Source organism: Nostoc sp. CENA543, assembly GCF_002896875.1.
In the GTDB taxonomy this organism is placed as follows: Bacteria; Cyanobacteriota; Cyanobacteriia; order Cyanobacteriales; family Nostocaceae; genus Trichormus.
In genome coordinates this window covers 3,227,108-3,253,578 of record NZ_CP023278.1, presented here as the reverse complement: position 1 = coordinate 3,253,578, position 26,471 = coordinate 3,227,108, and the positions used below count along the sequence as shown (strand labels likewise).

The 26,471-nt window shown below is 42.4% G+C and carries 23 protein-coding genes; 14 read left to right on the top strand and 9 right to left on the bottom strand.

The window, feature by feature from the left end:
* Positions 1–19: 19 nt before the first annotated feature.
* On the top strand, positions 20–799 hold the full coding sequence (locus CLI64_RS13410; protein ID WP_103137697.1) for an RNA methyltransferase: 780 nt from the start codon (positions 20–22) through the stop codon (positions 797–799).
* A 24-nt stretch (positions 800–823) separates the two neighbouring features.
* On the opposite strand, the gene CLI64_RS13405 is transcribed toward CLI64_RS13410, so the two are convergent.
* The 5 genes from CLI64_RS13405 to CLI64_RS13385 all read right to left on the bottom strand — a co-directional run bounded on the left by CLI64_RS13405 (position 824) and on the right by CLI64_RS13385 (position 6,858).
* On the bottom strand, positions 824–1,081 hold the full coding sequence (locus CLI64_RS13405) for a hypothetical protein (RefSeq protein ID WP_103137696.1): 258 nt from the start codon (positions 1,079–1,081) through the stop codon (positions 824–826).
* 339 nt (positions 1,082–1,420) lie between these two features.
* Positions 1,421–2,266 carry a lectin ESA-2 gene (locus tag CLI64_RS13400; protein ID WP_103137695.1) on the bottom strand — a complete coding sequence of 282 codons (846 nt, stop codon included), beginning with the start codon at positions 2,264–2,266 and terminating at the stop codon, positions 1,421–1,423.
* 289 nt (positions 2,267–2,555) lie between these two features.
* Positions 2,556–4,268 carry a diflavin flavoprotein gene (locus CLI64_RS13395; protein ID WP_103140706.1) on the bottom strand — a complete coding sequence of 571 codons (1,713 nt, stop codon included), beginning with the start codon at positions 4,266–4,268 and terminating at the stop codon, positions 2,556–2,558.
* Positions 4,269–4,461: 193 nt separating this feature from the next.
* A complete protein-coding gene (locus CLI64_RS13390) occupies positions 4,462–6,201 on the bottom strand; it encodes a diflavin flavoprotein (RefSeq protein ID WP_103137694.1) in 1,740 nt (579 codons plus the stop codon).
* A 402-nt stretch (positions 6,202–6,603) separates the two neighbouring features.
* On the bottom strand, positions 6,604–6,858 hold the full coding sequence (locus tag CLI64_RS13385) for a hypothetical protein (protein ID WP_103137693.1): 255 nt from the start codon (positions 6,856–6,858) through the stop codon (positions 6,604–6,606).
* Between the two features lie 201 nt (positions 6,859–7,059).
* Here CLI64_RS13385 and CLI64_RS13380 point away from each other — a divergent pair, with 201 nt between their 5' ends.
* The 4 genes from CLI64_RS13380 to CLI64_RS13365 all read left to right on the top strand — a co-directional run bounded on the left by CLI64_RS13380 (position 7,060) and on the right by CLI64_RS13365 (position 13,881).
* Positions 7,060–8,388 carry a chloride channel protein gene (locus CLI64_RS13380; RefSeq protein WP_103137692.1) on the top strand — a complete coding sequence of 443 codons (1,329 nt, stop codon included), beginning with the start codon at positions 7,060–7,062 and terminating at the stop codon, positions 8,386–8,388.
* Between the two features lie 234 nt (positions 8,389–8,622).
* Positions 8,623–11,214, top strand: a complete 2,592-nt coding sequence (gene gyrA, locus CLI64_RS13375) for a DNA gyrase subunit A (RefSeq protein WP_103137691.1) — start codon at positions 8,623–8,625, stop codon at positions 11,212–11,214.
* A complete protein-coding gene (lnt, locus tag CLI64_RS13370) occupies positions 11,211–12,881 on the top strand; it encodes an apolipoprotein N-acyltransferase (RefSeq protein WP_103137690.1) in 1,671 nt (556 codons plus the stop codon). The genes gyrA and lnt overlap by 4 nt, the downstream gene beginning before the upstream one ends.
* Positions 12,882–13,020: 139 nt before the next feature.
* Positions 13,021–13,881 carry a hypothetical protein gene (locus CLI64_RS13365; protein ID WP_103137689.1) on the top strand — a complete coding sequence of 287 codons (861 nt, stop codon included), beginning with the start codon at positions 13,021–13,023 and terminating at the stop codon, positions 13,879–13,881.
* A 30-nt stretch (positions 13,882–13,911) separates the two neighbouring features.
* On the opposite strand, the gene CLI64_RS13360 is transcribed toward CLI64_RS13365, so the two are convergent.
* On the bottom strand, positions 13,912–14,841 hold the full coding sequence (locus CLI64_RS13360) for a DMT family transporter (protein WP_103137688.1): 930 nt from the start codon (positions 14,839–14,841) through the stop codon (positions 13,912–13,914).
* Between the two features lie 306 nt (positions 14,842–15,147).
* On the opposite strand from CLI64_RS13360, the gene CLI64_RS13355 reads away from it, so the two are divergent.
* Positions 15,148–15,498, top strand: a complete 351-nt coding sequence (locus CLI64_RS13355) for a hypothetical protein (RefSeq protein ID WP_103137687.1) — start codon at positions 15,148–15,150, stop codon at positions 15,496–15,498.
* Between the two features lie 176 nt (positions 15,499–15,674).
* Here CLI64_RS13355 and CLI64_RS13350 read toward each other — a convergent pair whose 3' ends face one another.
* The 3 genes from CLI64_RS13350 to CLI64_RS13335 form a co-directional block, all read right to left on the bottom strand.
* Positions 15,675–16,217 (bottom strand): hypothetical protein, encoded by a 543-nt coding sequence (locus tag CLI64_RS13350; RefSeq protein WP_103137686.1) that lies wholly within the window; start codon positions 16,215–16,217, stop codon positions 15,675–15,677.
* 96 nt (positions 16,218–16,313) lie between these two features.
* Positions 16,314–17,624, bottom strand: coding sequence for an acetyltransferase (locus CLI64_RS13340; protein WP_225977581.1), 1,311 nt, complete (start codon positions 17,622–17,624; stop codon positions 16,314–16,316).
* Positions 17,625–17,815: 191 nt separating this feature from the next.
* The gene (locus tag CLI64_RS13335; protein ID WP_103137685.1) at positions 17,816–18,043 is read right to left on the bottom strand and encodes a hypothetical protein; all 228 of its coding nucleotides are present in this window, start codon (positions 18,041–18,043) and stop codon (positions 17,816–17,818) included.
* Positions 18,044–18,635: 592 nt separating this feature from the next.
* Here CLI64_RS13335 and CLI64_RS13330 point away from each other — a divergent pair.
* The 8 genes from CLI64_RS13330 (at position 18,636) to CLI64_RS13305 (ending at position 26,461) form a co-directional block, all read left to right on the top strand.
* Entirely contained in the window at positions 18,636–19,355 is a 720-nt protein-coding gene (locus tag CLI64_RS13330) for a cation diffusion facilitator family transporter (protein ID WP_103140705.1), read from the top strand.
* Positions 19,356–20,325: 970 nt separating this feature from the next.
* Positions 20,326–20,631: a PqqD family peptide modification chaperone gene (locus CLI64_RS13325; protein ID WP_103137684.1), complete on the top strand. Its 306-nt coding sequence runs from the start codon at positions 20,326–20,328 to the stop codon at positions 20,629–20,631.
* Complete coding sequence (locus CLI64_RS13320) at positions 20,615–21,049, top strand: lasso peptide biosynthesis B2 protein (protein WP_103137683.1); 435 nt, start codon at positions 20,615–20,617, stop codon at positions 21,047–21,049. The genes CLI64_RS13325 and CLI64_RS13320 overlap by 17 nt, the downstream gene beginning before the upstream one ends.
* A complete protein-coding gene (locus CLI64_RS13315; RefSeq protein ID WP_103137682.1) occupies positions 21,046–22,986 on the top strand; it encodes a lasso peptide isopeptide bond-forming cyclase in 1,941 nt (646 codons plus the stop codon). Before CLI64_RS13320 ends, CLI64_RS13315 begins: the two co-directional genes overlap by 4 nt.
* A gap of 111 nt (positions 22,987–23,097) precedes the next feature.
* Positions 23,098–23,229: a hypothetical protein gene (locus CLI64_RS31945; protein WP_264082502.1), complete on the top strand. Its 132-nt coding sequence runs from the start codon at positions 23,098–23,100 to the stop codon at positions 23,227–23,229.
* 111 nt (positions 23,230–23,340) lie between these two features.
* Positions 23,341–23,472, top strand: coding sequence for a hypothetical protein (locus CLI64_RS31940; protein ID WP_264082501.1), 132 nt, complete (start codon positions 23,341–23,343; stop codon positions 23,470–23,472).
* A 249-nt stretch (positions 23,473–23,721) separates the two neighbouring features.
* Positions 23,722–24,669, top strand: a complete 948-nt coding sequence (locus CLI64_RS13310) for a hypothetical protein (RefSeq protein ID WP_103137681.1) — start codon at positions 23,722–23,724, stop codon at positions 24,667–24,669.
* Positions 24,647–26,461, top strand: a complete 1,815-nt coding sequence (locus CLI64_RS13305) for an ABC transporter ATP-binding protein (protein ID WP_308418389.1) — start codon at positions 24,647–24,649, stop codon at positions 26,459–26,461. Before CLI64_RS13310 ends, CLI64_RS13305 begins: the two co-directional genes overlap by 23 nt.
* The last annotated feature ends 10 nt before the right edge of the window (positions 26,462–26,471 follow it).

The following is a 26,471-nucleotide window of genomic DNA, read 5'->3' as shown; positions in this document are numbered from 1 at the left end:
TGATCACTCAGCACGTAAAATGTTAACGAGTTTACAAAATCCTTTAGTTAAGCAAATCCGCAAGCTGCAATCTACGAAAGAACGGCATAAGCAGCAGTTGTTTTTGCTGGAAGGTACGCATTTGTTGGCAGAAGCTTGTGCGGTGAATTATCCGTTAGAGGTGGTGTGTTGTACGCAGGAATGGCAAGCAAATCACAGCCAATTGTGGGAGTTAGCTTGTAGTTTGTGCGATCGCAGTGAAGTTGTCAGTCCAGAAGTGTTAAGTGCGATCGCTACTACTGTACAACCAGATGGGGTCATAGCTACAGCCAAACGCCAGCAACAGCAAAATCTAGTTCCCTACACAGGGATTGTTTTAGCTTTGGAAACTATCCAAGACCCTGGTAACTTAGGGACAATGATTCGGACGGCGGCAGCTGCTGGTGCGTCGGGTTTATGGTTGAGTCAAGATAGTGTAGATTTGGATAACCCGAAAGTGTTGCGTGCTTCGGCGGGACAGTGGTTTCGTCTGGCGACGGCGGTAAGTGCAGATTTAAAAACCACAGTCCAGAATTGTCAGCAAGCGGGAATGCAGGTAATAGCCACCTTACCCACCGCGAAATTAACTTACTGGGAAGTAGACTGGCGAAAACCCAGTTTGATTTTATTGGGAAACGAAGGTGCGGGTTTGTCCCCTGATTTAGTCGCAATGGCAGATCAACAAGTCAATATACCCCTGAGTCCAGGAGTAGAATCATTAAATGTAGCGATCGCCGCCGCTTTAATGTTATACGAAGCGCAAAGACAAAACAGAGATTAGTCATTAGTCATTAGTCATTAGTCATTAGTCCGCAATTTCCTTGTTACTTCCTGCTCTTTCTTCTAGATATTGTTCAATATCAGCAACCGCATCTTCCCAAGCTGCTAAATCAGCATCGTTTACATCTTCACCTTGTGCCACAGCATTGACATTACCAGCAGCATTATCTGGTATCTCCTCATCATCTGTGGAACTGTCGTGTAAGATATCCTCCAACTGTTCTAAGGCTTGTTCAAAGTCTTGAGCAGCTTCGAGGCGACTGTGTGGCTGATTTGGCTCCATAATTTTGACTCAAAAATTCTGATTCACAGTTGATTGTAATGGCTATAAACCAAATTCCACACCCTCTTTATGATGTCAATTGATGGCTAAGAGTTTGGTATAGCTGTGTCGAATCTATCTTAACCTCTTTCCTTTCATCTTCAGGCATAGGTTAAGTCGATGGTGATAAAAATTACTTATTAACAGTCAATATCAAGCCAAAATTCCACAGGCATAAAAATATCGCTGTTGCTCATTTTTATACCTGTGGAAAAGAGAGGTTTGTGAACTAGTGGTAGTAGAAGGCAAAAGGTAAAAATCTCTTACTTTTTCCTTTTTCCTTCTCCTAGTCCCTCTGAATTAAACTAGTGTGCCTTTGAAGCCGATGGGGCCTTCACCTGCATAAGTCATAGTTCCATTGAGGGTGTTGCCGTTATCTGAGGATTTAACATCAATAGCAACAACTCTTTGATCAGCACGACAACCCAGTAACCAAGTACCACCAGGGTTCCAAGGAGCAGATGAGCCACCCCATTGGTTTTGGACTGCGTAGGTGTTGCTTTGTGTGAGAGCAGCTTTGAAGCCGATGGGGCCTTCGCCTGCATAGGTCATAGTTCCGTTGAGGGTTTTACCGCCATCGTTAGATTGAGCGTTAATCGCTACTACACCCTGATTAGCACGACAACCAATTACCCATTTTCCGCCGTCGTTCCAGGGAGCAGAAGAACCACCCCATTGATTGCCTACATTATAAACACCACCATCAATCTGACTGCTGGTAAAGCCAATAGGGCCTTCACCGGCGTAGGTCATAGTTCCGGTTAGGGTCTGGCCGCCATCGTTGGATTGAACCTTAATGGCGACAACATTCTGATTGGTGCGACAACCGATTACCCACACTCCACCATCATTCCAAGGTGCAGAAGAGCCACCCCACTGGTTTTGTACTGCATAGGTATTGCTTTGAGTACGAGTGGCTTTAAAACCAATAGGCCCTTCACCTTTATAGGTCATAGTTCCTGTCAGGGTGTTGCCATTGTCGTTGGAGGTGACATCAATCGCAACTACGTTTTGACCTGAGCGACAACCTATAACCCAGATTCCACCATCATTCCAAGGCGCAGAAGAACCACCCCACTGGTTTTTAACTTGATAGAGGTTGTTATAACCTTTGCTAGTTTTTGGGGATAGTGTTTGTGCGGTCATGAAATCTCCTAACTTTTACAGTGTGTAGTTTGAGATACTTATTTTTATCTTTCTCTCATTAGAATTTCTGATATTACCCATTGGTGTTTCTTGGTATTACCAACTACGAGGGTCTCAGTAAATTCAGCCGCATCTTAACACAGGGTTTAACTGCAATTAACTTGATACTTAACGCTTCTTAACTTATTAAATTGATTGCAGATGGAACTTTTTTATGCACAAAAAAATTTGTATAAATCTTGCAGCACAAGGTTTATACAAATTCTGATGTTTTGACTATTTCACTTTTTTAGTAGTGAGTACCTGTTTTCCGATGATTGATGGCTGTGACCTCATCTGGCTTAAGTAATTTACCGTTTTCTACAGTTGCATATACTACCCAGTGATCACCACATTCCATGCGTTGCTCAACCGAGCATTCCACATATGCAAGAGCATCAGTTATGACAATGCAACCGTTTTCTGCTTCCGTAGTTGTAAAGTTTTGGAAGCGGTCTTCGCCAGGTTTGAAATTCTTGCGAAAATGCTTCATATATTCCAGATGATTGCCTTCTGGTAGGATATTCAGGGCAAATTTACCACCAGGATACATGAGAGATTCTATAGCTCTTTCTTTGGCGATCGCTACTGTCAAACCAGGAGGATTAAAAGTAGCTTGTGATACCCAAGAACCTAACATGGCTGTGGAAACTTCACCGTGTTTTGCCGTAATAATACATACAGAACCAACAATTCTACCTACGGCTTGTTCTACAGGTGTAGCGGCTTGTTGGGGTAGTCGGACTTTTTTAGCTTTCTTTAATGTTTGAGCAAAATCTGTACCAACTTCTTCACAATACTTTAAAGTGACATCATCAGGCTTAAATTTCACCTTGAGTGTTTCTACACCAAAACGGTATCCTGCATCCCGAAGTTTGCATTCAATCATGTCTAAGGCTTCACCACTCCAGCCATAGGAACCGAAGACCCCAGCTAGTTTGTTGTTATCACCCACCTTGAGGACAATCCCCAAAGCAGTGTTAATGGGTGTAGGTGCATGACCACCGATGGTGGGAGAACCGATGAGAAAACCATCGGCTTGTTCTAAAGCGGATTGAATTTCTTCTGGTGTGGCGAATTCACAGTTAACAGATTTGACCGCCGCACCACCTTTAGTTACTCCCAGAGCGATCGCCTGTGCTAAAGTCGCAGTGTTACCGTAAGCTGAAGCATAAAGTAAAGCTACAGTCACCTCTCTGTCTTTTTGCGCCAAACTCCAATCAGCATAGGCTTGGGTCAAGGCCATTAAACTACTACGTACCAAAGGCCCATGACCGACAGCATACATTCTCACTTGTAAATCAGAGATTTTTTCCAATGCTGCTTCCACATGAACAGCATGGGGAGCCATCAAGCAGTTGTAGTAGTAACGCTGGTCTTCCTTAAAGGACTCCCAATTGTCATCAAATACTTCATCACCGCAGATATGCACCCCAAATAGCTTATCTGTGTAGAGAATCTGGGTTTTTTGGTCGTAGGTACAAAGACCTTCCGGCCAACGCGGGCTAGGAATTGGTAAGAATTTTAAGACATGACCTTGACCCAAATCTAAGGTTTCTTTCCCCCGCATCACTAAAATATTTAAGCTGTTATCAGGAAAAGCCGCCCGTAAATTCGCCGCACCGGGAAGAGAACAAACAAAGGTAATTTGCGGTGCGACTTCTAGCAGTGCCTTTAAAGTAGCTACACGATTGGGGCTAAAGTGACCCAAAATCACGTAATCTATTTTTTTCAAATTGACGGTCTGCTGCAATGCTTCCAGATAAATTGTTGTAAAGGTTTCACCTGGGGGGTCAAAAAGAGCAGTTTTATCAGCTGCGATGATGTAGCAGTTAGAAGTAGTACCTCTTTCTAAGGCGTATTCAATTTCAAACCGCAAACGTGACTGACTACGCGCTCTCAGCACTTTGGTATTTGTCGCAATCGGCAGAATTTGTACGTCACGGGGTTTGGAATCGTTCATAGATGTTGTGTTTTCGGGTTTATCAAAAAATTGGAAAAACCGGGTGGATTTAGCCCAGTTTTTAGTGGATTCGATGAAGCGTTGGAAATCCATATTATTGGGGATTGGGGATTGGCGATTGGGCATGGGGCATTGGGGGCTAGGAAAAATTCTTCCTTGTCTTCCTTGTCTCCCCTACACCCCTATACCCCTTTTAGTAATAATTGCCCACCTTCCGGTGACGCACGGCGGTTAGTCCATCGGGTTTGGAAACTCGACCATCTTGGACGGTGCAGTATAGTATCCAGTGGTCGCTGCATTCTATGCTGCTTTGGACTTCGCATTCCATGTATGCTAAAGCATCTGTCAGGATGGGTGAGCCGTTTTTGGCGGTTTGGGTTTTCACGCCGGCGAAGCGGTCAGCACCGGGCAATAAACGCTTGAGGAATTGTTTTTTGAGTTCTTGATAGTTGCCTTCTTCTAAGACATTGAGGACGAAGCGATCGCCTACTTGCATCAAAGCATCAATGGCGCGGTCTTTGGCGACAGCAATGGTAAATCCTAAAGGTTGCAGGCTGGCTTGTGCTACCCAGGAGGCTAACATGGCACTGCTGACATCACCTTTTTTGGTTGTGACAATATATAAGCCGTTGCTAATCCGCCCCAATGCCTTTTCCATGTTGACATCGAGGGCTTTGATTTGCTTGATGTTCCGTTCCCGTGTGAGGAATTGCCCTAAATCTGTACCAGCTTCGGTACACATTTGGTAGGTGGAAGGACTAGGAACATCTTTAATGCGAATAGCTGGAAAGGCTTCTTTGACCCCCAAGTCGATAAATTTCCGTCGCAGTGTATCAACGGGTTCGTCGTCACCACCGAAGCACTCAAATAAGCCGACTACCTGCTTATCTTTAATTACAGATAATAGAGAACTGATGGCTGCTTGCGCTGCTACGGAAGTTGTAGGCGGCATACCAATAATTAAACCAGCTGCTCTCCCTGCTAATTCTTGAATTTCTTGGATTTCGGCGGTGCTGAGGTCTATAAATTCTACTCCTACCCCAGTTTTTTGGATACCTTCAGAAATCGCTTGACCAAGGCGATCGCTATACCCATAATCGGAAGCATAGAACAAACCAACGGTGGTTTCGGCTTTGGCTTGTCTTTGACTCCAACTGTGGTAACACTCAGTTAAGACATCGAGGTGATGATATAACAGCGGCCCGTGACCATTGGCGATAATATTAATCTTGCCCAGTTCACCCATCCGCTTCATCGCGTTTAATAGGGAACGAGCGTTTGGCCCCATGAGACAATCATAATAAAATCTAAAATCGGCTTCAATCGCTTCTAAATCTTCATCGAAGGTGCGATCGTCGCAGAAGTGCATCCCAAAAGCATCACAAGTATAGATTACTTGAGTTTTCCGGTCATAACTAAAGATTGTATCTGGCCAATGCAAATTCGGCGCACTGACGAATTCGATTTCGTGACCTTTACCGATATCGATGCGATCGCCACTTTTAACGATGCGCTTAGAAAATGGATCATGTACTAAACCTTCTAAAAATTGCAAGGCAATTTTAGAAGCTAAAACAGTCGCCCTTGGTGCTAATTGCAGCACATCCTCCACCAAGCCGCTATGGTCGGGTTCTGTATGACTGACAATAATGTAATCAATAGCCTTGGGGTTAATGAGACTTTTGAGAGTATCTAAATACAATTGACGAAACTTCTGGTGTGAAGTATCGATTAAAACTGTTTGTTCGCCCCTAATCAGATATGAATTATAAGTCGTACCGTTTTGCAGTCCGAATTCGATATCGAAGCGATCGCGATCCCAGTCTAGACAGCGAATCGCCGTAGTATTGGGGGCAATTTCTACAGTTTGGACAGTTAGCCGATGCTGAACATTTTCTGTGTTGGCGTTGCCGGTCGTAGACATCGCTACCATTATTTTATTCGTCTCCGAGTGCAAATAAACAGTATTGTTTCTCTGCCCCCATTGTGCCGCCAACTGTCTTTTTAAGTTGTAATAAAAACGATATTTGCCAAAATTCAAGGTGTAGCAATTATTGCTATTTTTTGGCTATGTTTTTAACGCTGCAAATCTCCGCAAAACCAGTCATCATCAGGAGTATTTAGTTTTAAATATTGATGTTTCTTGGCATAATTTAAAATTCCTCACATATCATAATAACCTATCTTGCCTGGCAATATTTCCTTTACAAAAGGTATAGATTACTGAGCGAAGAGGAAAGAATACACAAGGAAAATACCAGGATAAAACTAGAAATGTGATGATTTTTTCGGCAATCAAATGACATTTCTCAAGATAAATTTTGCTGTTTTTGTGTTATTGAGAGACTTCTGTTGTTTCTATACTTTTTTTGGAATTACCGAAAATTTGTAGCGCAGAAAACAACTGATGATAAGACCAATGAGTCGCCGTGAACACTAAGCTGATTAATGTTAGTAGCAGAATACTCAATACTGTTCCGTAAGCATGGGTATGCCACCAGAGTTTTTGGAGAATTTGCACCAATTTCCAGCTAGAGAAATTGTTAAGTTTTGTTGTCTGGGATGTTTTGCTATGCTGTGCGAGAATCATTGCTAAATACTAAATACGGTAAGTCGATAGAGTTTAAGTTGTTTATCTAATATCGCACAGCTTGCATCTAGAAGCAAGCTAAAGCACAAATTCTGCCGTCGCCGTTGGTGAGACGAAATATGCAACATCGGAGTCAAAGCGGTTTACCATAAGAAATGTCAAGAATCTGTAACATTTGCGTTATTACTTAGGAAATTAGCCGTGTTCCCAAATAATCGCGATCGCCCACGACGGGACGAAGTCCATCGCCATGAGCAAAACCAACGCTGGAAGTTTCTGCAACTGTTTGGACTAGTTCAGCGTAATCCACTAGTCATTTCACGCTGGGTTTTACGTTGGGTGGTAGTAGGGACTGTTTGTGGTTTATTTGCGGGGTTGTATTGGAATGTTCTGGAACTGATAATTCACCAGCTACACAGGTTTGAGGGTTGGAGTCTCCTGATTGTGATGCCCTTAGCGGGGTTAATTATTGGCTTGGTCATTCATTTTTTAGGGAATCCGGGCGAAATTGCCGTGATTGTCGATAATATTCACTTTCGTGGCGGACGCTTGGATATGCGGAAAAATCCGTCGATGATTCTCGCTTCTTTGCTGAGTATCGCCGCCGGTGGTAGTGCAGGGCCAGAAGCACCACTAGTACAAGTTACAGGTTCGTTTGGGACTTGGGTAGGCGATCGCTTACGACTCCAGGGTGAAGACTTGAGATCCATGAGTTTAGCAGCAATGGCGGCTGGCTTTACGGCTTTGTTTGGCGCACCTTTGGGCGGGGCGATGTTTGCCTTAGAGATTCTCCACCATCAACATATTGTGGAATACTATGAAGCTTTGATGCCAGCGATCGTGTCGAGTTGTGCCAGTTATCTGGTGTTTGCTGTTATTACTCGTTTGGGAGTTGCACCCACTTGGCATTTTCCCCAGTACCGCTTAGAAAATATCGATGATTTTGCTTTAGCTATCCTGTTTGGGATCATCGGTGCAGTTGCAGGCTGGATGTTTATCGCGATTTTTCGGGGTTGCGACCAAATTTTTGCCAAAATTCCTGGGCCAGTTTATGTACGTACCACTTTAGCGGGATTGGGTTTAGGCAGTTTAGGCGTATTATTACCTTTGACTCGTTATTTTGGGCATGAAGAATTAGCATCTGTCCTCGATACTAACTTTACTGCTGTTTTTCTCTTGACCTTAGCCTTGGGTAAAATGGCAGCGATTAGTATGACAGTCACCGGTGGCTGGCGTGGTGGCTTTATTATTCCCTTATTTTTCACGGGTGCTTGTATTGGGAAAGCGATCGCTATCTTCATTCCTGGACTGAATCCCGCACTGGCAATGATTTGTACAATGGCAGCGATTAATGCGGCCGTCACACGCACACCAATCAGTACAACTTTATTGTTATCAAAATTGACGAATTTTAGCCCTTTTACGCCAATTCTTTTTGCTAGTTTAATTGGTTTCTTTCTTGCTCCAAAAGTTCCGTTAATATCTGCCCAACTCAAGACACAACAAACCTTTGAGGAAATACAAAATTAAAATTTCTCTACCAAAAATCTATTGCAATTCAAAATTACAATTAAACTCGGCTAATTAATTACATCTGCACATGATTTTGGGCGTAAATAGATGGTTTCGCTCCTCGGCAGACTGAGAGAAGAATGTGTTAGAATTGTATCAAAATATGGCAATTATTCAAGAGAAATTTGGCATAATTTTGCGCTTTGTCAAGTACGAAGGCTAAAATCTAAGTTCTTTGGAGTTTTTTAGTTTATGACAACCTCACAGGAGAGGATTATCCCGACGGATCTGCGGAATGAAATGTCCCGGTCTTATCTGGAATACGCCATGAGTGTCATTGTGGGCAGGGCGTTACCAGATGCCAGGGATGGTCTAAAACCTGTGCATCGTCGCATCCTCTATGCCATGCACGAGTTAGGGCTAACCCACGATCGCCCCTTTCGGAAATGCGCCCGTGTCGTCGGGGAAGTATTGGGTAAATACCACCCCCACGGCGATACCGCAGTATATGATGCCTTGGTGCGGATGGCGCAGGATTTTTCCATGCGATCGCCCTTAATTAACGGTCATGGTAACTTCGGTTCGGTGGATAACGACCCACCGGCGGCGATGCGTTATACAGAGTGCCGTCTGCAAGCATTAACTAGTGCTGCCCTACTGCAAGACATCGAATCAGACACCGTCGATTTTATTGATAACTTCGATGGTTCGCAGCAAGAACCGACAGTCTTACCTTCCCGTATTCCCCAACTACTTTTAAATGGTTCTTCGGGAATTGCGGTAGGGATGGCGACGAACATTCCCCCCCACAACTTAGGCGAACTCATCGATGGTTTGGTGGCGTTGATTCACAACCCCGAAATCACCGATTTGCAGTTAATGCAGCATATTCCTGGGCCAGACTTCCCCACGGGCGGACAAATTCTCGGCACATCGGCAATTAAAGAAGCCTTCACGACAGGCCGGGGTTCAATTACCATGCGTGGTGTCGCCAACATCGAAACCATTGAACAGCGAGGCCGCCCCGACAGAGAAGCCATCATCATCACCGAATTACCCTATCAAACCAACAAAGCGGCATTAATTGAAAAAATCGCCGAATTGGTGAACGACAAGCGGATTGATGGCATTGCAGATATCAGAGACGAAAGCGATCGCGACGGGATGCGAATCGTCATCGAACTCAAGCGCGATGCTTACCCCCGCGTCGTTTTAAATAACCTCTATAAGCAAACACCACTGCAAGCCAACTTTGGTGCCAATATGTTGGCCTTAGTCAATGGTGAACCGCAAATTCTCACCCTCAAGCAATTCCTCAACGTCTTCCTAGATTTTCGCATCGAAGCGATTACCAAACGCACCCGTTACGAATTGCGAAAAGCGGAAGAACGCGACCACATCTTACAAGGCTTACTAATTGCCCTAGCCCAGTTAGATGCCATTATCAACTTAATTCGTCATGCCCCCGATGCACCCACAGCTAAAGGTGAGTTAATTACCACCTACGGACTATCGGAAGTGCAAGCCGATGCGATTTTGCAAATGCAGCTACGGCGATTAACAGCCCTAGAAGCCGACAAAATCCGTCAAGAACACGAAGATTTACAAACCCAAATCGCGGATTTGCAGGATATTTTGGCACGGCGGGAACGGATTTTAGAAATCATTGAAACCGAAGTTACCCAAATTAAAACCAGCTTTGCCACACCCCGACGCACAGTCATCACCCACGCCGAAGGGGAAATTGATGAACGGGACTTAATCGCCAACGAAAAAGCCTTAATTTTAGTCACCGAACAAGGCTATATCAAACGGATGCCCGTCAACACCTTTGAAGCCCAAAGCCGCGCCACCAGAGGCAAAGCCGCCGCCAAGGTGAAAGACGATGATACAGTAGAACATTTCTTGACTTGCTGCGACCACGATAGCGTTTTATTCTTTAGCGATCGCGGTGTCGTCTACTGTCTCAAAGCCTATCAAATCCCCGTGGGTTCTCGCACCAGTCGCGGTACACCCATTGTGCAATTACTCCCCATCCCCAAGGAAGAAAAAATCACCTCAATTGTCCCTGTCGATGAGTTTACTAGCGAAGAATATCTAGTCATGCTCACCAAAGGTGGCAACATTAAGAAAACAGAACTAGCAGCCTTTAGTAACATTCGCGCCAATGGTTTAATCGCCATTTCCTTAGAAGAAGGGGATCAACTGCGTTGGGTACGTCGCGCCAGAGTCGAGGATAGCGTGCTTGTGGGTTCTCGCCACGGGATGGCAATTCACTTTCGATGTAATCATGAACAATTGCGTCCTTTGGGCAGGGCTACCCGTGGAGTGAAGTCCATGAAACTCAAACCAGGGGATGAACTCGTCGGGATGGATATTTTACCAGCCGCCATTCTGGACACTTTAAATACAGAGGAAGTAGATACCGAAGAACTCGAAACCGAAGAATTGGAAACCACCGAAGAAACCACCGAAGTTACAGGTAACGCCAGTGTCGGCCCTTGGGTATTAGTCATCACAACTGGAGGCTACGGAAAACGCGTCCCCGTTGCCCAATTCCGCCTGCAAAACCGTGCCGGTCAAGGTTTGATGGCGACTAAATTTAAAAACCGCAAAACCAAAGACCAATTAGCCACCCTGGGTATAGTCAACAACGACAACGAAATCATGATGGTGACAAGTCGCGGCATTATCATTCGGCAAGCGGTGAACGCCATTTCTATCCAATCCCGTTCGGCCACTGGGGTAAGAGTGCAACGCCTCGATGAAGACGATGCCATTACCGGAGTAGCAATTGTGCCTCCTGACACAGCTGATACAGCCGAAACAGAAGAGGCGGAATGAAGTTAAAAGTTAAAAGTCAAAGGACAAAAGCCATTTTCCCTTTTGTCCTCTACCTTTTACTCGCCCTTGGTAGTGGGGTGGTGATGGGGCTAACCGTCGCCCCCGTAGGCGCATGGTTCATGGCGTGGGTAGCCCTAGCCCCCCTGTGGGCAATAGTGGCAAGGGGGCAGGGGGCAGGGGGCAGGGGGGAGGATGTTTTTCTCCCCTGCTCCTCTGCTCCCCTGCTCCCCTTCCTTCTTATGCCTTTACTCTGGGGTGTTGGTTATCATGGTGTGGCTTTATTCTGGATTACCGGTATTCATCCGATGGATTGGTTGGGTGTGCCTTGGTGGCCGAGTCTCGCTATCACCGTTTTTTGCTGGTCATTTATTAGCTTCTGGGGGGGACTATTTCTGGTAATTTGGGCGGGTGTATTATCCTGGCTCAAATTGTCATCATCTTTACTACGGGTTTTAGTAGGTACAGCCCTTTGGTGCGCCCTAGAAAGCCTGTGGAGTGCGGGGCCTTTGTGGTGGAGTTCTCTAGCTTACACTCAAAGTCCGCATAATCTGGTAATTTTACACCTAGGACAACTATCAGGGCCAAACACCATCACAGCCGCGATTGTTGCCATCAATGGCTTAATTGCCGAAGCCTGGCTTAGTTACCAGCAAGCAAGAAACAAATTTGACAGATCAGACAATAGAGATAAAAACTACACCCCTACACCCCCACACCCTTACACCCCTACACCCTTAAAACATTTAGCGATCGCCACAACTTTACTAATATCCCTCCACCTGCTAGGCTTATTTTTATACACTCGCCCCATCGCCCAACCCCCAAACGCTGCTTTGAAAGTCGGGATTGTTCAGGGCAATATTCCCAATAAAATTAAGCTGCTTCCCGAAGGAGTACAACGCGCCATTCAGGGTTACACAGAAGGGTATTTAACATTAGTCAATCAAGGTGTAGATGCTGTTTTAACTCCAGAAGGGGCGATGCCTTTTTTTGACAAAAATTTGGCGATGACTCCCTTAGTTGCAGCTATTCAAGAAAAGGGTGTGATTGCTTGGGTAGGGGCGTTTGGTAGTCAAGGACGCAGTTACACCAACAGTTTATTTACAGTTAATAGCCAAGGTGAACTGATTAGCCGCTACGATAAATCTAAATTAGTACCCCTGGGCGAATATATTCCCTTTGAGGAAGTTTTGGGTGCTTTGATTCAACGCTTATCACCCTTAGATGAACATCAAGTACATGGTTCATCGAATCAGATTTTCGACACTCCCTTGGGACGGGCAATTGTGGGGATTTGCTACGAATCAGCCTTTCCTGAAGTATTTCGTCGTCAAGCGGCTGCGGGGGGAGAATTTATTTTAAGTTCTTCTAATGATGCCCATTATAGTGCCGCTATGCCATTCCAACACCATGCCCAGGATATCATGCGGGCGATTGAGACAGATAGATGGTCTGCTAGGGCAACCAACACTGGATATTCAGCTTTTGTGAGTCCCCACGGCAAAACTCTCTGGATTTCTGGCTATAACACCTACGCAACCCATGCAGCCACTATCTATAAACGCCAGACTAAAACTTTATATGTGCGCTGGGGCGATTGGTTGACACCTTTGTTGTTAGGGTTGGGAATTATATCTAAATTACTCAACACTCAGCTGAGACGATAATCACTGCATCTGAGGATGTTGGGTTAATACCTAAATATGGAGATTACCCCCTCCCCTTTTTTCCAGGCTGCTGTGTAAACACATGAGTGTTTTTATGGGCAATATAAGATCACCCAATCAATAAGTTTTGTGATTTTATATGAATGAATCTAAAGATTTCTGCTTCTGTACACTAGCAGTGGGTGAAAGATATCGTCAACATACAAAAATGTTAGCCCAAGACATACAACAATATACACCTAATATTAGTTTATGTGTCCTTACTGATTATCCAGATGATTTTCAAGAATTTCCTCAAGTGATGGCATTCAAGCATCAGTTGAAAAGTGTAAACGGCTATCATGATAAACGGTTCGTGCTAGATAAGGCACTTTCTCTATTTGAGAGTTGTATGTTTATAGACTCTGATGTGCGAATTCTGGGAAATTTCTTCAGAGAAATGAATTGGTCTTTGGGTATTACAGCACGAGCAGGTTGTAGCTTAATAAATCACATGAAAAGCCTGAATAATCCCCATAAAACTAAAACGATACAAGAAGTCTCACAGAAGCTAAATATTGATTTACAAAAAGTACAATGGTTTCACGAATTTATGTTTGTGATGCGGCGACAAGATGGTTTAGAAACAGAATTTTTCGCGCTTTGGCAGAATATTGCATACTTCTTTGAAATGAGAGGCATTTATAATAGTGAAGGGGTGGTAATGGGATTGGCTGCTGCTAAACTTGGCATAGATATAGGTTTTTTTCGTGACGATATAATTCCCTTCTTTAAAGATAATATTGAATCTGTCAGAATTAAACAAGGTCAGTCGGCTCTGGAAGAAAAAAAACAATACTTTGATATACACGAAGAAATTGAACATCCTCAACGTTCATTGATGACTAAAATCATCGGTATCTTGACAGAAAAAACTGTCTTTCTCTACCGCGTACTTAGACTAAGATTCATGATAATAACTGATGCTGATTTTCAAAGTTTTATAAAAATGAGTCAGTAAAATTAATTGATAAGTCTGTCATCTTTTCCTCTACGCGCCTACAGCTTGATTTCCATGTCCCTGAAGATAGAACAACAATCCAATTCCCCCGATCGCAATTATCACACCTGCGATCGCTCGCCAACTCACTTTTTCACCCATTAATATAGCAATGGGTATCACAAATAACGGACTTGTCTGTAAAAGTGTGGAAGCAATTCCCGCCACGGTGAATTTAATTGCTATTTGTTGTAACCAAATCCCTAAATAAGTACCGAAAAAAGCGGCAAAGCAAGTAGCAAAAATCACTCGTCTAGATTGCCAGTAGGGATAGGAAAATTCTTGATTTTTTCTCTGTAGCCACACCCACAGCAATAAAATCACTTCCGCCGCACTCAAACGCAATAAAGCCGCCCATAGGGGGTTCACACTTCCGCTAGTCAAAGCCGCACGGGAAATGATTGTGGCCATAGCGTTAGTGATGGTTGCTAATAAAGCAAAGCTGATACCTATTCTGAGGTGTGTCGGTGAAAGTTCACCATCGCCAGGAACGCGTTCTGTAATTACCCAAGCGACTCCCAAGATAGTCAATAAAATTCCGCACCATGCACTCAGATGCAGTTGTTCTCGTAAAACTAGATTAGCAGCGATCGCAGTTACGGGAGGCGAAAGAGTGCCGATGAGTAAAACCCGCCGCGCCCCTAAGTGATTAATTGCTGCTAAAAATGCTGTATCGCCCCAACCAATACCAATTACTCCACTCAAACACAGCAGCAAGATGGGTATAGGTGCAGAAATCGGGAAGGCTTCTCTAGTGAATAGAATAGTCAGAATTAGACAGGCGATCGCGACTATCCCCTTAATCACATTTAACTGCAAAGGTGGAATCCTCTGCCCCACAATCCCATACACCACCGAGGCCACAGCCCACAAAGCCGCCGCCAATAAAGCTGCTAATTCACCTTTGCCATCAGCAACCATAAAACTTAAAGAATTATTAAAAATGAAATCTCTCCCTAAATTTATGCCGGAAACTCTTTAATAATACATCAAACAATTGCATAAAAAATTAGCACTCAACCCTATCAAGTGCTAAATTGTCAAAAAACTTTAATGCCTAATAAATTAGGTAAAAAATCTGATTTTCCCAGGTGATATTTAGGTTACAACATAACTAAAAACATCTACAAAATCTAAAACAGCATGGCATAAGTAAAGCAACCACATATAAGTATTTTTCTTGGAAATTTTGTCTTTTACTTTTGCCTAGTTGTCAGGAGGAATACCATGAAATATACCTTTGACATTGTCGGCGTGTCTCCAGTTTTGCAGTTTTTTAATCACCAACAACAAAGCCTGCAAACACCACAACCCCCAGCCATTGAATATTTAGGGACTCATAAATGTACTCTTGACGCATTACTAGAATCCGTCGAGCCAGTACCAGTAAAATGGGGATGGAATACAGAGCAGGTGATAGATACTGTTGTGCAGTTTTGGATAAATAATTCGGAAACTATCAATTATTGGAAAGCGCGGTTAACGGATGCGGGAAATGATAATATTCTCGTCGCCAGATTAGCAGATATTAAAGCCTTACAAGTCGAGTTTGAATCCCTTCTGGGGAAGAATTGGTAATTTTCTATAAGGAATTAGGACTGGGGAATGGGGAGAAATTAATGAATCATAAAATTCTCCAATGGCTTTAATGTGGCTCGGTAAAACGCGGTCACTTTTTCAAGAAGCGATCGCGTTTTACTGGAGAAACTTATTTCCCCGAAACCCTATATCCCATACCCCTTACGCCGGAAATGTCAGGGATTTACACTGATCTGAGTGCTATTTGTTTCAGACACAGTAGTTGCACCAACTGCCATGACTTGAGACCATTCACTGACACGGTTACTATCTAAAACAGCACGCACTCGATAACCAAGCTGAATCTTGTGCATTAACAAGATTAAATCACGGTTGAGTAATCCTTGTGATTTTTGGTTTTCATTAGATGCAACTTGTAACCGAAAGCAGCGATCGCTTTGGCGTTTTAACTTGGGAGATTTCCCTTCCGCAAGCACCGTTTGTAGTTCGTATGCTTTAGCTTCAGGATATGGTTGCCAACAAAGTTGCCAGTAGGTTGACCAGCGAATTAAGTCTGATGGTAATTCCTCGACTTCATCCGACAATGTAGAAACCAGTCCAGTGATTGGAGGTTGTAACACTTCAGACTGATTTGAGGGGATTTCAGCAGCTACAGTTGAACCGCCATCAACACTTAATATCAGTCCGAATATCAAAGTGAACAGCACAAGCAATCGTAGGCATTGTAATTGGATTAACGACAATATTTTCCGATTCATAAGTTACGCAAAAGTCAGTTGCTTACCACTCCACAGGTAAAATTAGGTTGCCGTTATCGGCGTAAATTGTTCGAGACCTGATATGTGTTCTGGGAGCTATTGTCGAATTAAAGACTGCGCTTCTTTGTCCAAGTGCTGATCTTTCGCCAACGCTGGCACGGAATATAATACCAATTCACAATTCGCAATTCGCAATTCGCAATTAAAAAACTTAGATGTAGCAAGGATTTTAGGGTTTACATCTGTATCAGATTTTTCGTGAAATGGTATAACAGAGTTTGGCCCCAACCCTACGTTATTACCGACACTGGTTTCAGGCCCATTAGCAACACCATTGACAACCTGCCTACCGCCATGAACTAGAGCGCGAGGCCCATAACCAATACCATTACCAAGAGTCAAGCTAGTTGTTTCTAAAGCATGAAAGACAACATCGTTTGCCATCCCAGCAATTTGTCCAACATTAAAAGGTTCACCCTCATCAGCACGCAGCGAAATTCTATTACCTAGTTTGTTGTTGAGGGTTGCTAAAGAGTCTTGGAAAGTGATGTTGCCGATGATGCGGTTACGATAGTTCGGATCACGAGTTTGACTTCCACCTATCTGCGGCAAACTTCCAGAATTAAACGAGGTGAAGGGAGCATAATTAATTCCTGTGACGTTGGTCAAGTCTGCTCTAGCTAAGTCTGTGTAACCTTTAGCAAATGCTTCATTGACTTCAATGATGCCTTCCATTAATGCAACGTCGGCTTGGGTCAAGTTTGCCACTTTCCCTAAAGCACCACTACTAGCTTCTAGGTTAGTTGTGACGTTTTTACCAGGCAAGACAACTTTACCCGCAGGTAAGGTCACACCAGGGCCAACCCGCGCCAGAAAGTTGACTACTGTGTTTCTTTCTACAGTTGCACCATCTATTTCACAGTTGAAAGCGAGAAATGTCTCTGGAACAGTGTTACTAAACTGAGTATTGGTAACTGGGTCAGTAAAAGGCCCGGTTGAACCTTGAGTAGCAATTTTAGCTGCACCTTTGATAACGGCCATATGTGCCATAATCACACGCTCACCAATCTGCACTCCCGTTCCCGAAGCGATGATTCTCACCTGGTCTTGAGCATTAGAATCTGCTGCAATGCTAATAGACCCATTAGTAGCATCTAACTGGGCAAATGGGGCAATATAGACTTTTTCTCCCAAGGTTATATTTGTGGGATTGGTGATTATTGCCGTTGGGTCAATGAAACTAGCTGAGGAAGAAGGTGCTGTACTTGGGCATATAGGTAGGTTTAGCAATGTTGGATTGCACGTTCCTCCAGCAGCTACTGCGGGTTGTATATATATCTGTGTGCTGATCGCAAATGCTAGGATAATCGCAGTTAAGGCACTAAGAATTGTGCGAGGTTTGAACATACAAAGAAGACTCCTCACGGGTTACGGAATATTTGGTTACGGGAAAATCTGCGTTGATGAATGCAAGATGTGTGGAGGCAATGTCTAGCAATAAGACGCAAAGCATCTATGCAGGCTGATTAATTGCCGAAAAACTACACTGCAATAGTCCCTATTTCGACTATTTTTCTGTTGAGATATGAGACAAAGAATTAACCGCCCCAAAAACCTGCCAAGTTGAAGAAGATGTTTAGGACAAGTGATAATAAAAGGCCCAAAAGGGGAACTGAAATTGTTGTTGTTGCCCCAGCAACAGCATCATTGTAGACAGTCTGCCAAGCATCTGGCCCGGTAGTAGATTGTCCATAGGCCTTTGTCCCTACGGCTAGGGTAAAGCCTAACACTGTTAAACCAACCAGTATTGTGCGACGTTTTAACATTATTCCTTGATACCTAATAGTTTGCCAAGTTTATTGCGTAGAGTAAATCAAAAATCTCAAACAAAAATTTAAAATTTTTGCTTTACCTTCACCTAATAACTCTGAAATTTTAGTCAATGAAAACCGAGTTGCTACCAGCAGCAACTAACAGTTTATTGTATGAGCATTTGCTAATTTACACTAGAGACTTTTATATTAGTAAAAATTATATTGATGATATAAATATTAGCTAATTTACTATTGAGAGCTTTATTTTTAGCCTGAACAATAGGAAGACAAAAACTATCTATCTTTCGATGGATGTGTTAACTTTTAACTTAATGACTAGCCTCTAGAAGTTAATTTGAATAATACAAATTAGCTCTTGATAAATTAAAACTAATTTGATAAGAGACTTTTTATAAAGTAAATATTGTGGACAACCTTAATGATCATTGACTCACAGGCAGTGAAAAAAACTGGCAATTCCAAATCAGACTCAAAGGGGTTTTGTTTTTACAAAGCGACAAACGGTCTTAAGAGGCATTTAGCAGTCGATACTTTCGATAGATCCCAAATAGGTTCTATAAAACAAGCCAGAGGGTTAGTTGCAATGTCATCAACCCCAGTGGAGAAGAAAGTTCAGGCTCTTTGGACTGCCTTACTTTTACTTAGTATTTTTTTTTGCATAGAACTAGTGATGGGAATTTGGAGCCATAGCTTATCGCTTTTAGCTGATGCTGAACACATTTTTTCGGATGTAGCAGCGTTAGGTTTAGCACTAGTTGCAGCCTGGTTATCTCAATCTATATCCCAGAAAAGCATACTTAGACGCTATCGCTTAGAAGTCCTAGCAGCCTTGATTAATGGCATTAGTTTAGCGGCTGTTGCTGGCTGGATAATTCAAGAAGCTCTGGTGCATTTGCAATCTCCTACCATAGAGATTCATGGTGTACCGATGTTAGCAACTGCTCTGATTGGTCTACTTGTGAACGGTTTTAACGCCAAGTGTCTGCACAAATGTAGTCATCATGACCTCAACATGAGAGGAGCTTTACTGCATCTGCTAGCAGATATAGTTAGTTCAGTGGGGGCAGTATTAGCAGCGATCGCCGTCATCTGGTTAAATTGGACTTGGGCTGATGGTGTGATCAGTTTAATTGTGGCAGTGCTGATAGCTACATTTGCAGCTTATTTAGTGATTCAGAGTGTACAGTGTTTGCGCGGTCAGATTACTGATGTGACTTGTATTTGTGATGTGAAAGCGGAAGATTTTAGCGATCGCCAGCAAGCAGAAAAGCTATTATTTCCTACTTTAGAGGAGCTTTTATGATGTTTTCATTACTAGACGACTAGGAATTTTGTGAGGTGATTGGTTACAAACCGAACAATTAACAATTACCTACGGTTGTGATGGCGAAAACAATTAACTTTATCTGGTATGGAGCCGTGTTACTGATACCGTTGGCGAAATATTGCCTAACATAAAAATTTTGAATTTTCAGTGTATTATGTGGAGATGATAGATATAACTCTCCGTGTAATACACCGAAAAAATAAAACTAGTTGAGCTATTTAGGCAATCCATCAACAGTGTCAGATACTTGTGAATTCTCCAAAAAGCATCTGAAAACCCTTGCTAATTCTAATTCAAAGAAGTTTCAAATAAATAATCAATCCCCATCTGAAAATCATAGAAATTTTGGTGAACATTACAAGACGAGAATGACAATGTTAGGAGGAGCGCAGCATTAGCACTTGTGTATCTAAAAGCTGTAAAACCTCTCATTCAAGTTTTAAATCATCATCATAAGTATCTCCAATTACAAAGTAGGTGATGATTGCAGCGAGATTCTTGTTGTGATGATTCTTTTGCTGTGCGTGATATTGGATATCTTGAATAAACATGAACAAAATAGTATATAAGAGTATGAAAACGTATAATCTCGCTAATACAGGTAATGTTATTTATATACATTAACTAAATTTTGCTAATGTATTTTTACATCTTAGCAATGTGTTAAATTTAATACGTATATCTTCCATAAGATATATTGACGAAAACGAGAAGTTTCTGAACAGACACTCCGGCTGTAAACACTTCTGGTTGGCAGATTTGACATTGCTTACTTACAAAAACCATATGATTTTTGATATTCTCTTTATGGGAACTTCATAAAGTTAGAGTTTATAAAAACAATGAGTAAAGATACTGCTTGAATATGGCAGTGTTTACTATGAGGTGTTATATATTATCGAGAGATTAATCAAGGCTAGATGTAAGTAATTTCACTGGAATAAAAATGTCAGCACAGCTAATAATATCTGAGCATTCCAGGGTAGAGGCGAGTAAAGAGCAGGTTTACTCAGAACTACAGGGGGAAGCAGTCATACTGGATATCAAATCAGGAGTTTATTATGGTTTGAATCAAGTAGGGGCTAGCGTCTGGAATCTGATTCAAGTTCCCAAAACGGTGAAGGAAATTCAAGCGGCTTTATTGGCGGAGTATGAGGTAGAACCGGAAATATGCGATCGCGAAGTTAGGGTTCTACTAGAAGATTTAGCGGCTAAGGGATTGATCAATATTAATAATGACGCGCCTGTTTAAATTTTTGCGCCTTAGTAATTGCAATCGCTATTTGTTGATTAAGACTTTGATTTTATTAGGGTTAGTCAATGGGGGATTGTGGTTACTACCATTTAGCACCTTAAGACGGATTCTAGATAGGATAGGTCAACCAAACCCTAAAGCGTCGCTAACTCCTGTGCATAAAATTATTTGGGCTGTTGATGTCAGCACTAATTTTATACCGGGAGCTAAGTGTTTAGCCCGTGCTTTGACTTGCCAAGTTTTGATGAATCAACGGGGTGATGCACCGGAACTCCGCATAGGAGTTACCAAAGATGAGGAAGGAAAACTCAAAGCTCATGCTTGGCTAGAACACCAAGGAAAAGTAGTCATAGGCTATTTGAGTAATCTTTCATCCTATACACCCTTGCCAACTTTGCCGAGGAGTTTATTATGAGTGGGATTGTGGGGATCTACCATCTCAATGGAAAACCAGTAGACCGTGAACAACTCACCCTGATGGTAGATGCGATCGCTCATCGTGGTCTAGATGGGGCTGATATCTGGTTTTCTGGGTCTATCGGTTTGGGTCATCGAATGTTGTGGACTACTCCTGAGTCTTTGCAGGAGAAGTTACCCATGCTCAATTCCACCGGGAATTTAGTTCTCACAGCCGATGTCAGAATTGATAACCGCGATGAACTAATCTCTGCATTGCAAATCCAGCATTATCCCGCCGAAAAAGTTACAGATAGTTATTTGATATTGGCTGCCTACGAAAAATGGGGTGAACATTGTCCCAGATATCTAATTGGTGATTTTGCCTTTGCTATTTGGGATCAGCGTCAGCAGCAGCTATTTTGCGCTAGGGATGCAATGGGAGTTAAACCCTTGTATTACTACAGGTTTGGGCAAACGCTGATCTTCGCCTCTGAAATTAAAGCTTTGTTGACCTTTCCTGGTGTCCCTTGTCAGATTAACGAAGCAATGGTTGCAGATTATCTGGCAAAAATCCTCTTTTGTGGTCGTAAAGAAGATTCATTTTATAGTGAAATTCGAGAACTTAGGGCAGCAGAAAGTTTAACTATCAATCCCCATCGGACTGAAATTAAATCTTATTGGTCTCCTGATCTCAACTATGAAATCCGATTATCTTCAGATGAGCAGTATGTAGAAGCTTTTCGAGAAATTTTTATTGAAGCTGTCAACTGTCGATTGCGGAGTGCTTTCCCTATCGGTTCTACCCTCAGTGGTGGTTTAGATTCCTCATCGATTGCTTGTACTGCTAGACAACTATTAGCCCCCGGAGGTAGACACAAATTACATACCTTCTCAGCTATTTTTCCGAGTCTGGCGGAAATCTCACCCAAAATTGATGAACGTCCTTACATGGCGGCGGTTTTAGCCCAAGATGGCTATCAACCTCACCACGTCCATGCAGATCAATTAAGTCCTTTGATGGATGTAGATCAAGTTTATTGGCATGGTGAAGAACCCATCCCCGCACCAAATTTCTATATGGATTGGGCTGTATTTAAAGCTGCATCTGAGCAGAATGTGCGAGTCCTATTCACAGGTATTGATGGTGATACCACTATTACTTATGGATTTCAATATTTATCGGAGTTAGCTGCTTCTTTCCAATGGCTGAAACTGCTCGAAGAAAGTAAGACGCTAGCTAAGGTATGGCGAAAATCAACCCGTCATGTCTTTTGGAACTACGGTTTGAAGTCGGTTGTTCCAGAATCAATTGTGGGAGTCATCCAAAAAGTACGCGGTAATTACCAAGCAGATAATTATTTAACAGAGTCTCTCAGCTTACTCAATCCAGACTTTGCCCAACAAGTAAAGATGGCGGAACGTATTCAAAGCGAAACAGTGAAATCTTTAATGGATCAAAAGTCTTCCATTTCTGCGAGGGAAGCACATTGGTTATCACTGAATAATGGCTCAGTGCGCTATGCTTTGCAATGGTTAGATAAAACCGCAGCCGCCTTTGGTTTAGAAGCTCGTCATCCATTTTGCGATCGCCGTTTGATCGAATTTTGTCTAGCTATCCCCTCCAGTCAAAAACTCCACAAAGGCTGGACACGCTCAATTTTACGCAGAGCAATGGAAGGAATTTTACCCAGGGAAGTACAGTGGCGACAAGGTAAAGGTAATCTTGGTGCTAACTTCCGTCTGAGACTTTTGGAAGATGAAAAAGCCACTCTAGAGCAAGTTATTTTTCAAGAGCCGCATCTGATAGAAAAGTATGTAAATATACCTGCCCTTAAAACAGCATATTCTCGTTATATTGCTGAACCTAATACCGCAGATGCAGAATCAGTAGATATTTTCGTTGCTGTCAACTTAGCTTTATGGATTAAGCAATCAGGAGTGACCGCAATCTAGTAATACATTCACTCTCAGGAGAAACATGAAAAATTACGAATTAGCCACTAGGGGTTTTATTTAAAACCTCTAGTGATTAACAAAGTCACTCACTTTTGAGGAACTTATGCAATGAATAAGAAAGTTTGGACAGCCCCTGCTGTCAAAATTTATGGCAACATCGAAGCCATTACAGAGCAAGTCAAACCCAAAAAATTGGGCAGTTCTGACGATTTCGGTGTTCCAGGTGTAAGCGACCCCTAGTTATATCTAACTAGGATAGCTTGACTAAGGTATCGCACATCCCTATGATGATGAGCGTGTTTCCCTAATTAGCGTGCAAATTCACTTAATCTACAAACAGGAGTAGAGTTCATGAATAAGAAAGTTTGGACAGCACCTACTGTCACTGTCTACGGTAATGTTGAAGCCATCACAGAACAAGTAAAGCCCAAAAAACTAGGCGCATCTGATGACTTTGGCGTTGCTGGTGTAAGTGACGCTTAGAGGAATCTGTCTGAGGATGACTCGCTAATTTTATCCCCAGACAAACTTCCTAGACTGATACCGATTCCCTATCCAAAATTAAGCACGTCAGATGTAGTTTGGTGGTGCAGACTTGCATCTGTAGCTTGATTTTGGAGAGTTTGGTATGAACGTGTTTCAATCATAGCTATCACAAGCCCCAAGAGCAACTGAGATTTATCTACAGTTGTCTCTTGGTGTTGCATTGCATATATCAAAAATCATGTCAAAATGTATAAATACTGGGCGTATGGTTTAGGTATACATTCCAATCTCGTTTTACCAGAGTTATTGGAAGCTGATACAGACTGTGATATTGCTGTTACAGTTAAAAATAGTAGTCTGGGATATGTTGAACCTTCTCAGCCTAGAGAATATCTGCAAGTGTCCCCACAGGAAACGATAGTTGCAATGAAGGGTGTGGGTATATTTCACATCATTAACGGTCAAGAAGTGATTGTTACTCCCGCACCCAATGCAGATCAAAGACTGATGCAGTTGTGTCTTTCTGGTAGTGCAATGGGTATTTCGCTCTATCAACGGGGATTTTCACTGTTATTACACGCTAGTGCAGTTGCAGTTGATGACCAAGTTATCTGTTTTCTAGGACATTCTGGTGCGGGTAAATCTTCCGCCGCCGCCGCTATGCTGGCGCGTGGTCACAAAATTGTTTCTGATGATATTGTTCCTGTAATTTTAGATACCACAGTTAAGGTAGTACCTGGCTATCCGCAAATGAAGATGAGTCCAGAAGTTGCTACTACCTGCGGGTATGATTTAGCATCGTTGATTTATCTGCACCCTTTGTTGGGTGAGTACGCTTATCGCCGAGAGCAAGATTTTAATTGCAAACCACAACGATTGCATAGTCTGTATGTACTGGTGGATAGTGATGAATTAGTAATTGAACAAGTGCAAAGGCAAGCGGCCATCCTAGAATTAATTACTAATTCCTATGGGATTCGTTCTCTACAGCAGGCTATTAATCGTCAACAACATCTGACTCAGTGTGTGGAACTACTTAAGAGTGTACCTATTTATCAGTTGAAAAGACCTCGCTCTTTACCTTTGTTATCTGAGGTGGCGAGTTATGTGGAGGATCATGTACACGCTTTAACGCCAAGTAACACAGAGAGATTTCAGAAAGGTAATAAAAGTGCTGAAAAAGTTACAGTATAAGCTGCAAAGTACACTGCGCCTTTTGCCCACATTGCGTTTAGTGTGGCAGAGTAGTCCGAAGTGGGCGATCGCGCGTTCATTACTCTTAGTTATCCAAGGGATATTACCTTTAGTATCTATATATATAGCCAAACTAATTATAGATACGGTAGCAGCTAGTTTCACAATTGCTAATAAAGCCGCCACTATTAATCAGGTCATCTTTTTAGTTATCATCGCAGGTGTAGTTACTATTACCACCGTTGTTTGTAACGCCTTGGCTGAGTTGGTAAATAATGCCCATTCCCAGAAAGTAACAGACTATATCCAAGACATTCTCCACGCTAAATCTATAGAAGCTGACCTAGAATACTACGAAAATTCTCATTACTACGACACCATGCAACGAGCGCAACAAGAGGCTCGTTATCGTCCACCTTTAATTATTAATCGTTTGGCGCAATTGGGGCAAAGTAGTATTTCTTTGTTGGGGATGATTGGTTTATTGTTGTCCTTACATTGGTCTATAGCTGGTGTGTTAGTTGTCATATCATTTCCAGCTATGTTAGTACGTGTGAAATATGCGCGGGTGATGTATGATTGGCGACGCAAAAAAACATCAATGGAAAGGCTATCGGAATATTTAGGTTGGATACTAACATCAGAGCAATTTGCTAAAGAAATTCGCTTATTTAACTTAGGAGACTACTTTGGTAAATGGTATCTCCGCATTAGAAAGCAAATATATCAAGAAAGCCTTGCTATTGATACTAGGCGTGCTGTTGGTAATTTTATTGCTCAAACAATCTCAGGTGTTGTAGTTTTAGGTGTATTTGCTTTTATTATTTTTCAAACTATTCAAGGATTCTTAAAAATAGGGGATTTAGTCTTATATTCCCAAGCATTACAGCGTGGAGAAAGTGATATTAAAAATTTGTTGAGTAGTATGTCGGCTCTCTACGAAGATAATTTATTTTTAGCCAATCTCTACGAATTTCTAGAACTTGAACCCAAGTTAGCTGACCCTATCAATCCTGTACCTTTTCCTCAACCTATTAAAAAAGGTATTATTGTGCAGAATGTGGGGTTTAAATATGCGAATAGTAGTCGTCAGGCGATTAAAAATGTCAGCTTGACTATTAAACCAGGGGAAGTTGTAGCTTTAGTGGGTGAAAATGGTTCAGGTAAAACGACATTAATTAAACTGCTGTGTCGATTATATGATCCTACTACTGGTTCAATCACTATTGATGGTGTGGATATTAGAGATTTTAAAATTGCCGAATTACGCCGTGAAATTAGTGTGATTTTTCAAGATTATGCTAAGTATAATTTCACTGCTCAGGAAAATATTTGGTTTGGTAATATTGACTTACCACCGGCAGCAGAAAGTATTATGGCTGCGGCACGACGTTCTGGTGCTGATGATGTAATTTCTAAGTTACCGCAAGGTTATGATACTACCCTGGGGCAACTATTTTCTCAAGGGGAAGAATTAAGTATTGGTCAATGGCAAAAAGTTGCTTTAGCTAGAGCATTTTTAAGAGATTCCCAATTAATTGTTCTAGATGAGCCTACTAGCGCAATGGATGCTAAAGCTGAGTATGAAGTGTTTGAAAAATTCCGCCAGTTAATTAAAGACCAATCTGCTATTTTAATTAGTCATCGTCTGTCTACAGTGAAAATGGCCGATCGCATTTATGTGATGGAGAATGGCATGATTGTAGAAAGCGGTACTCATGACCAACTCATGGAGATGAACGGGACTTATGCTTATTTGTTTGCAACTCAAGCACAGCAATATCTGATTTAGGAGTCATACC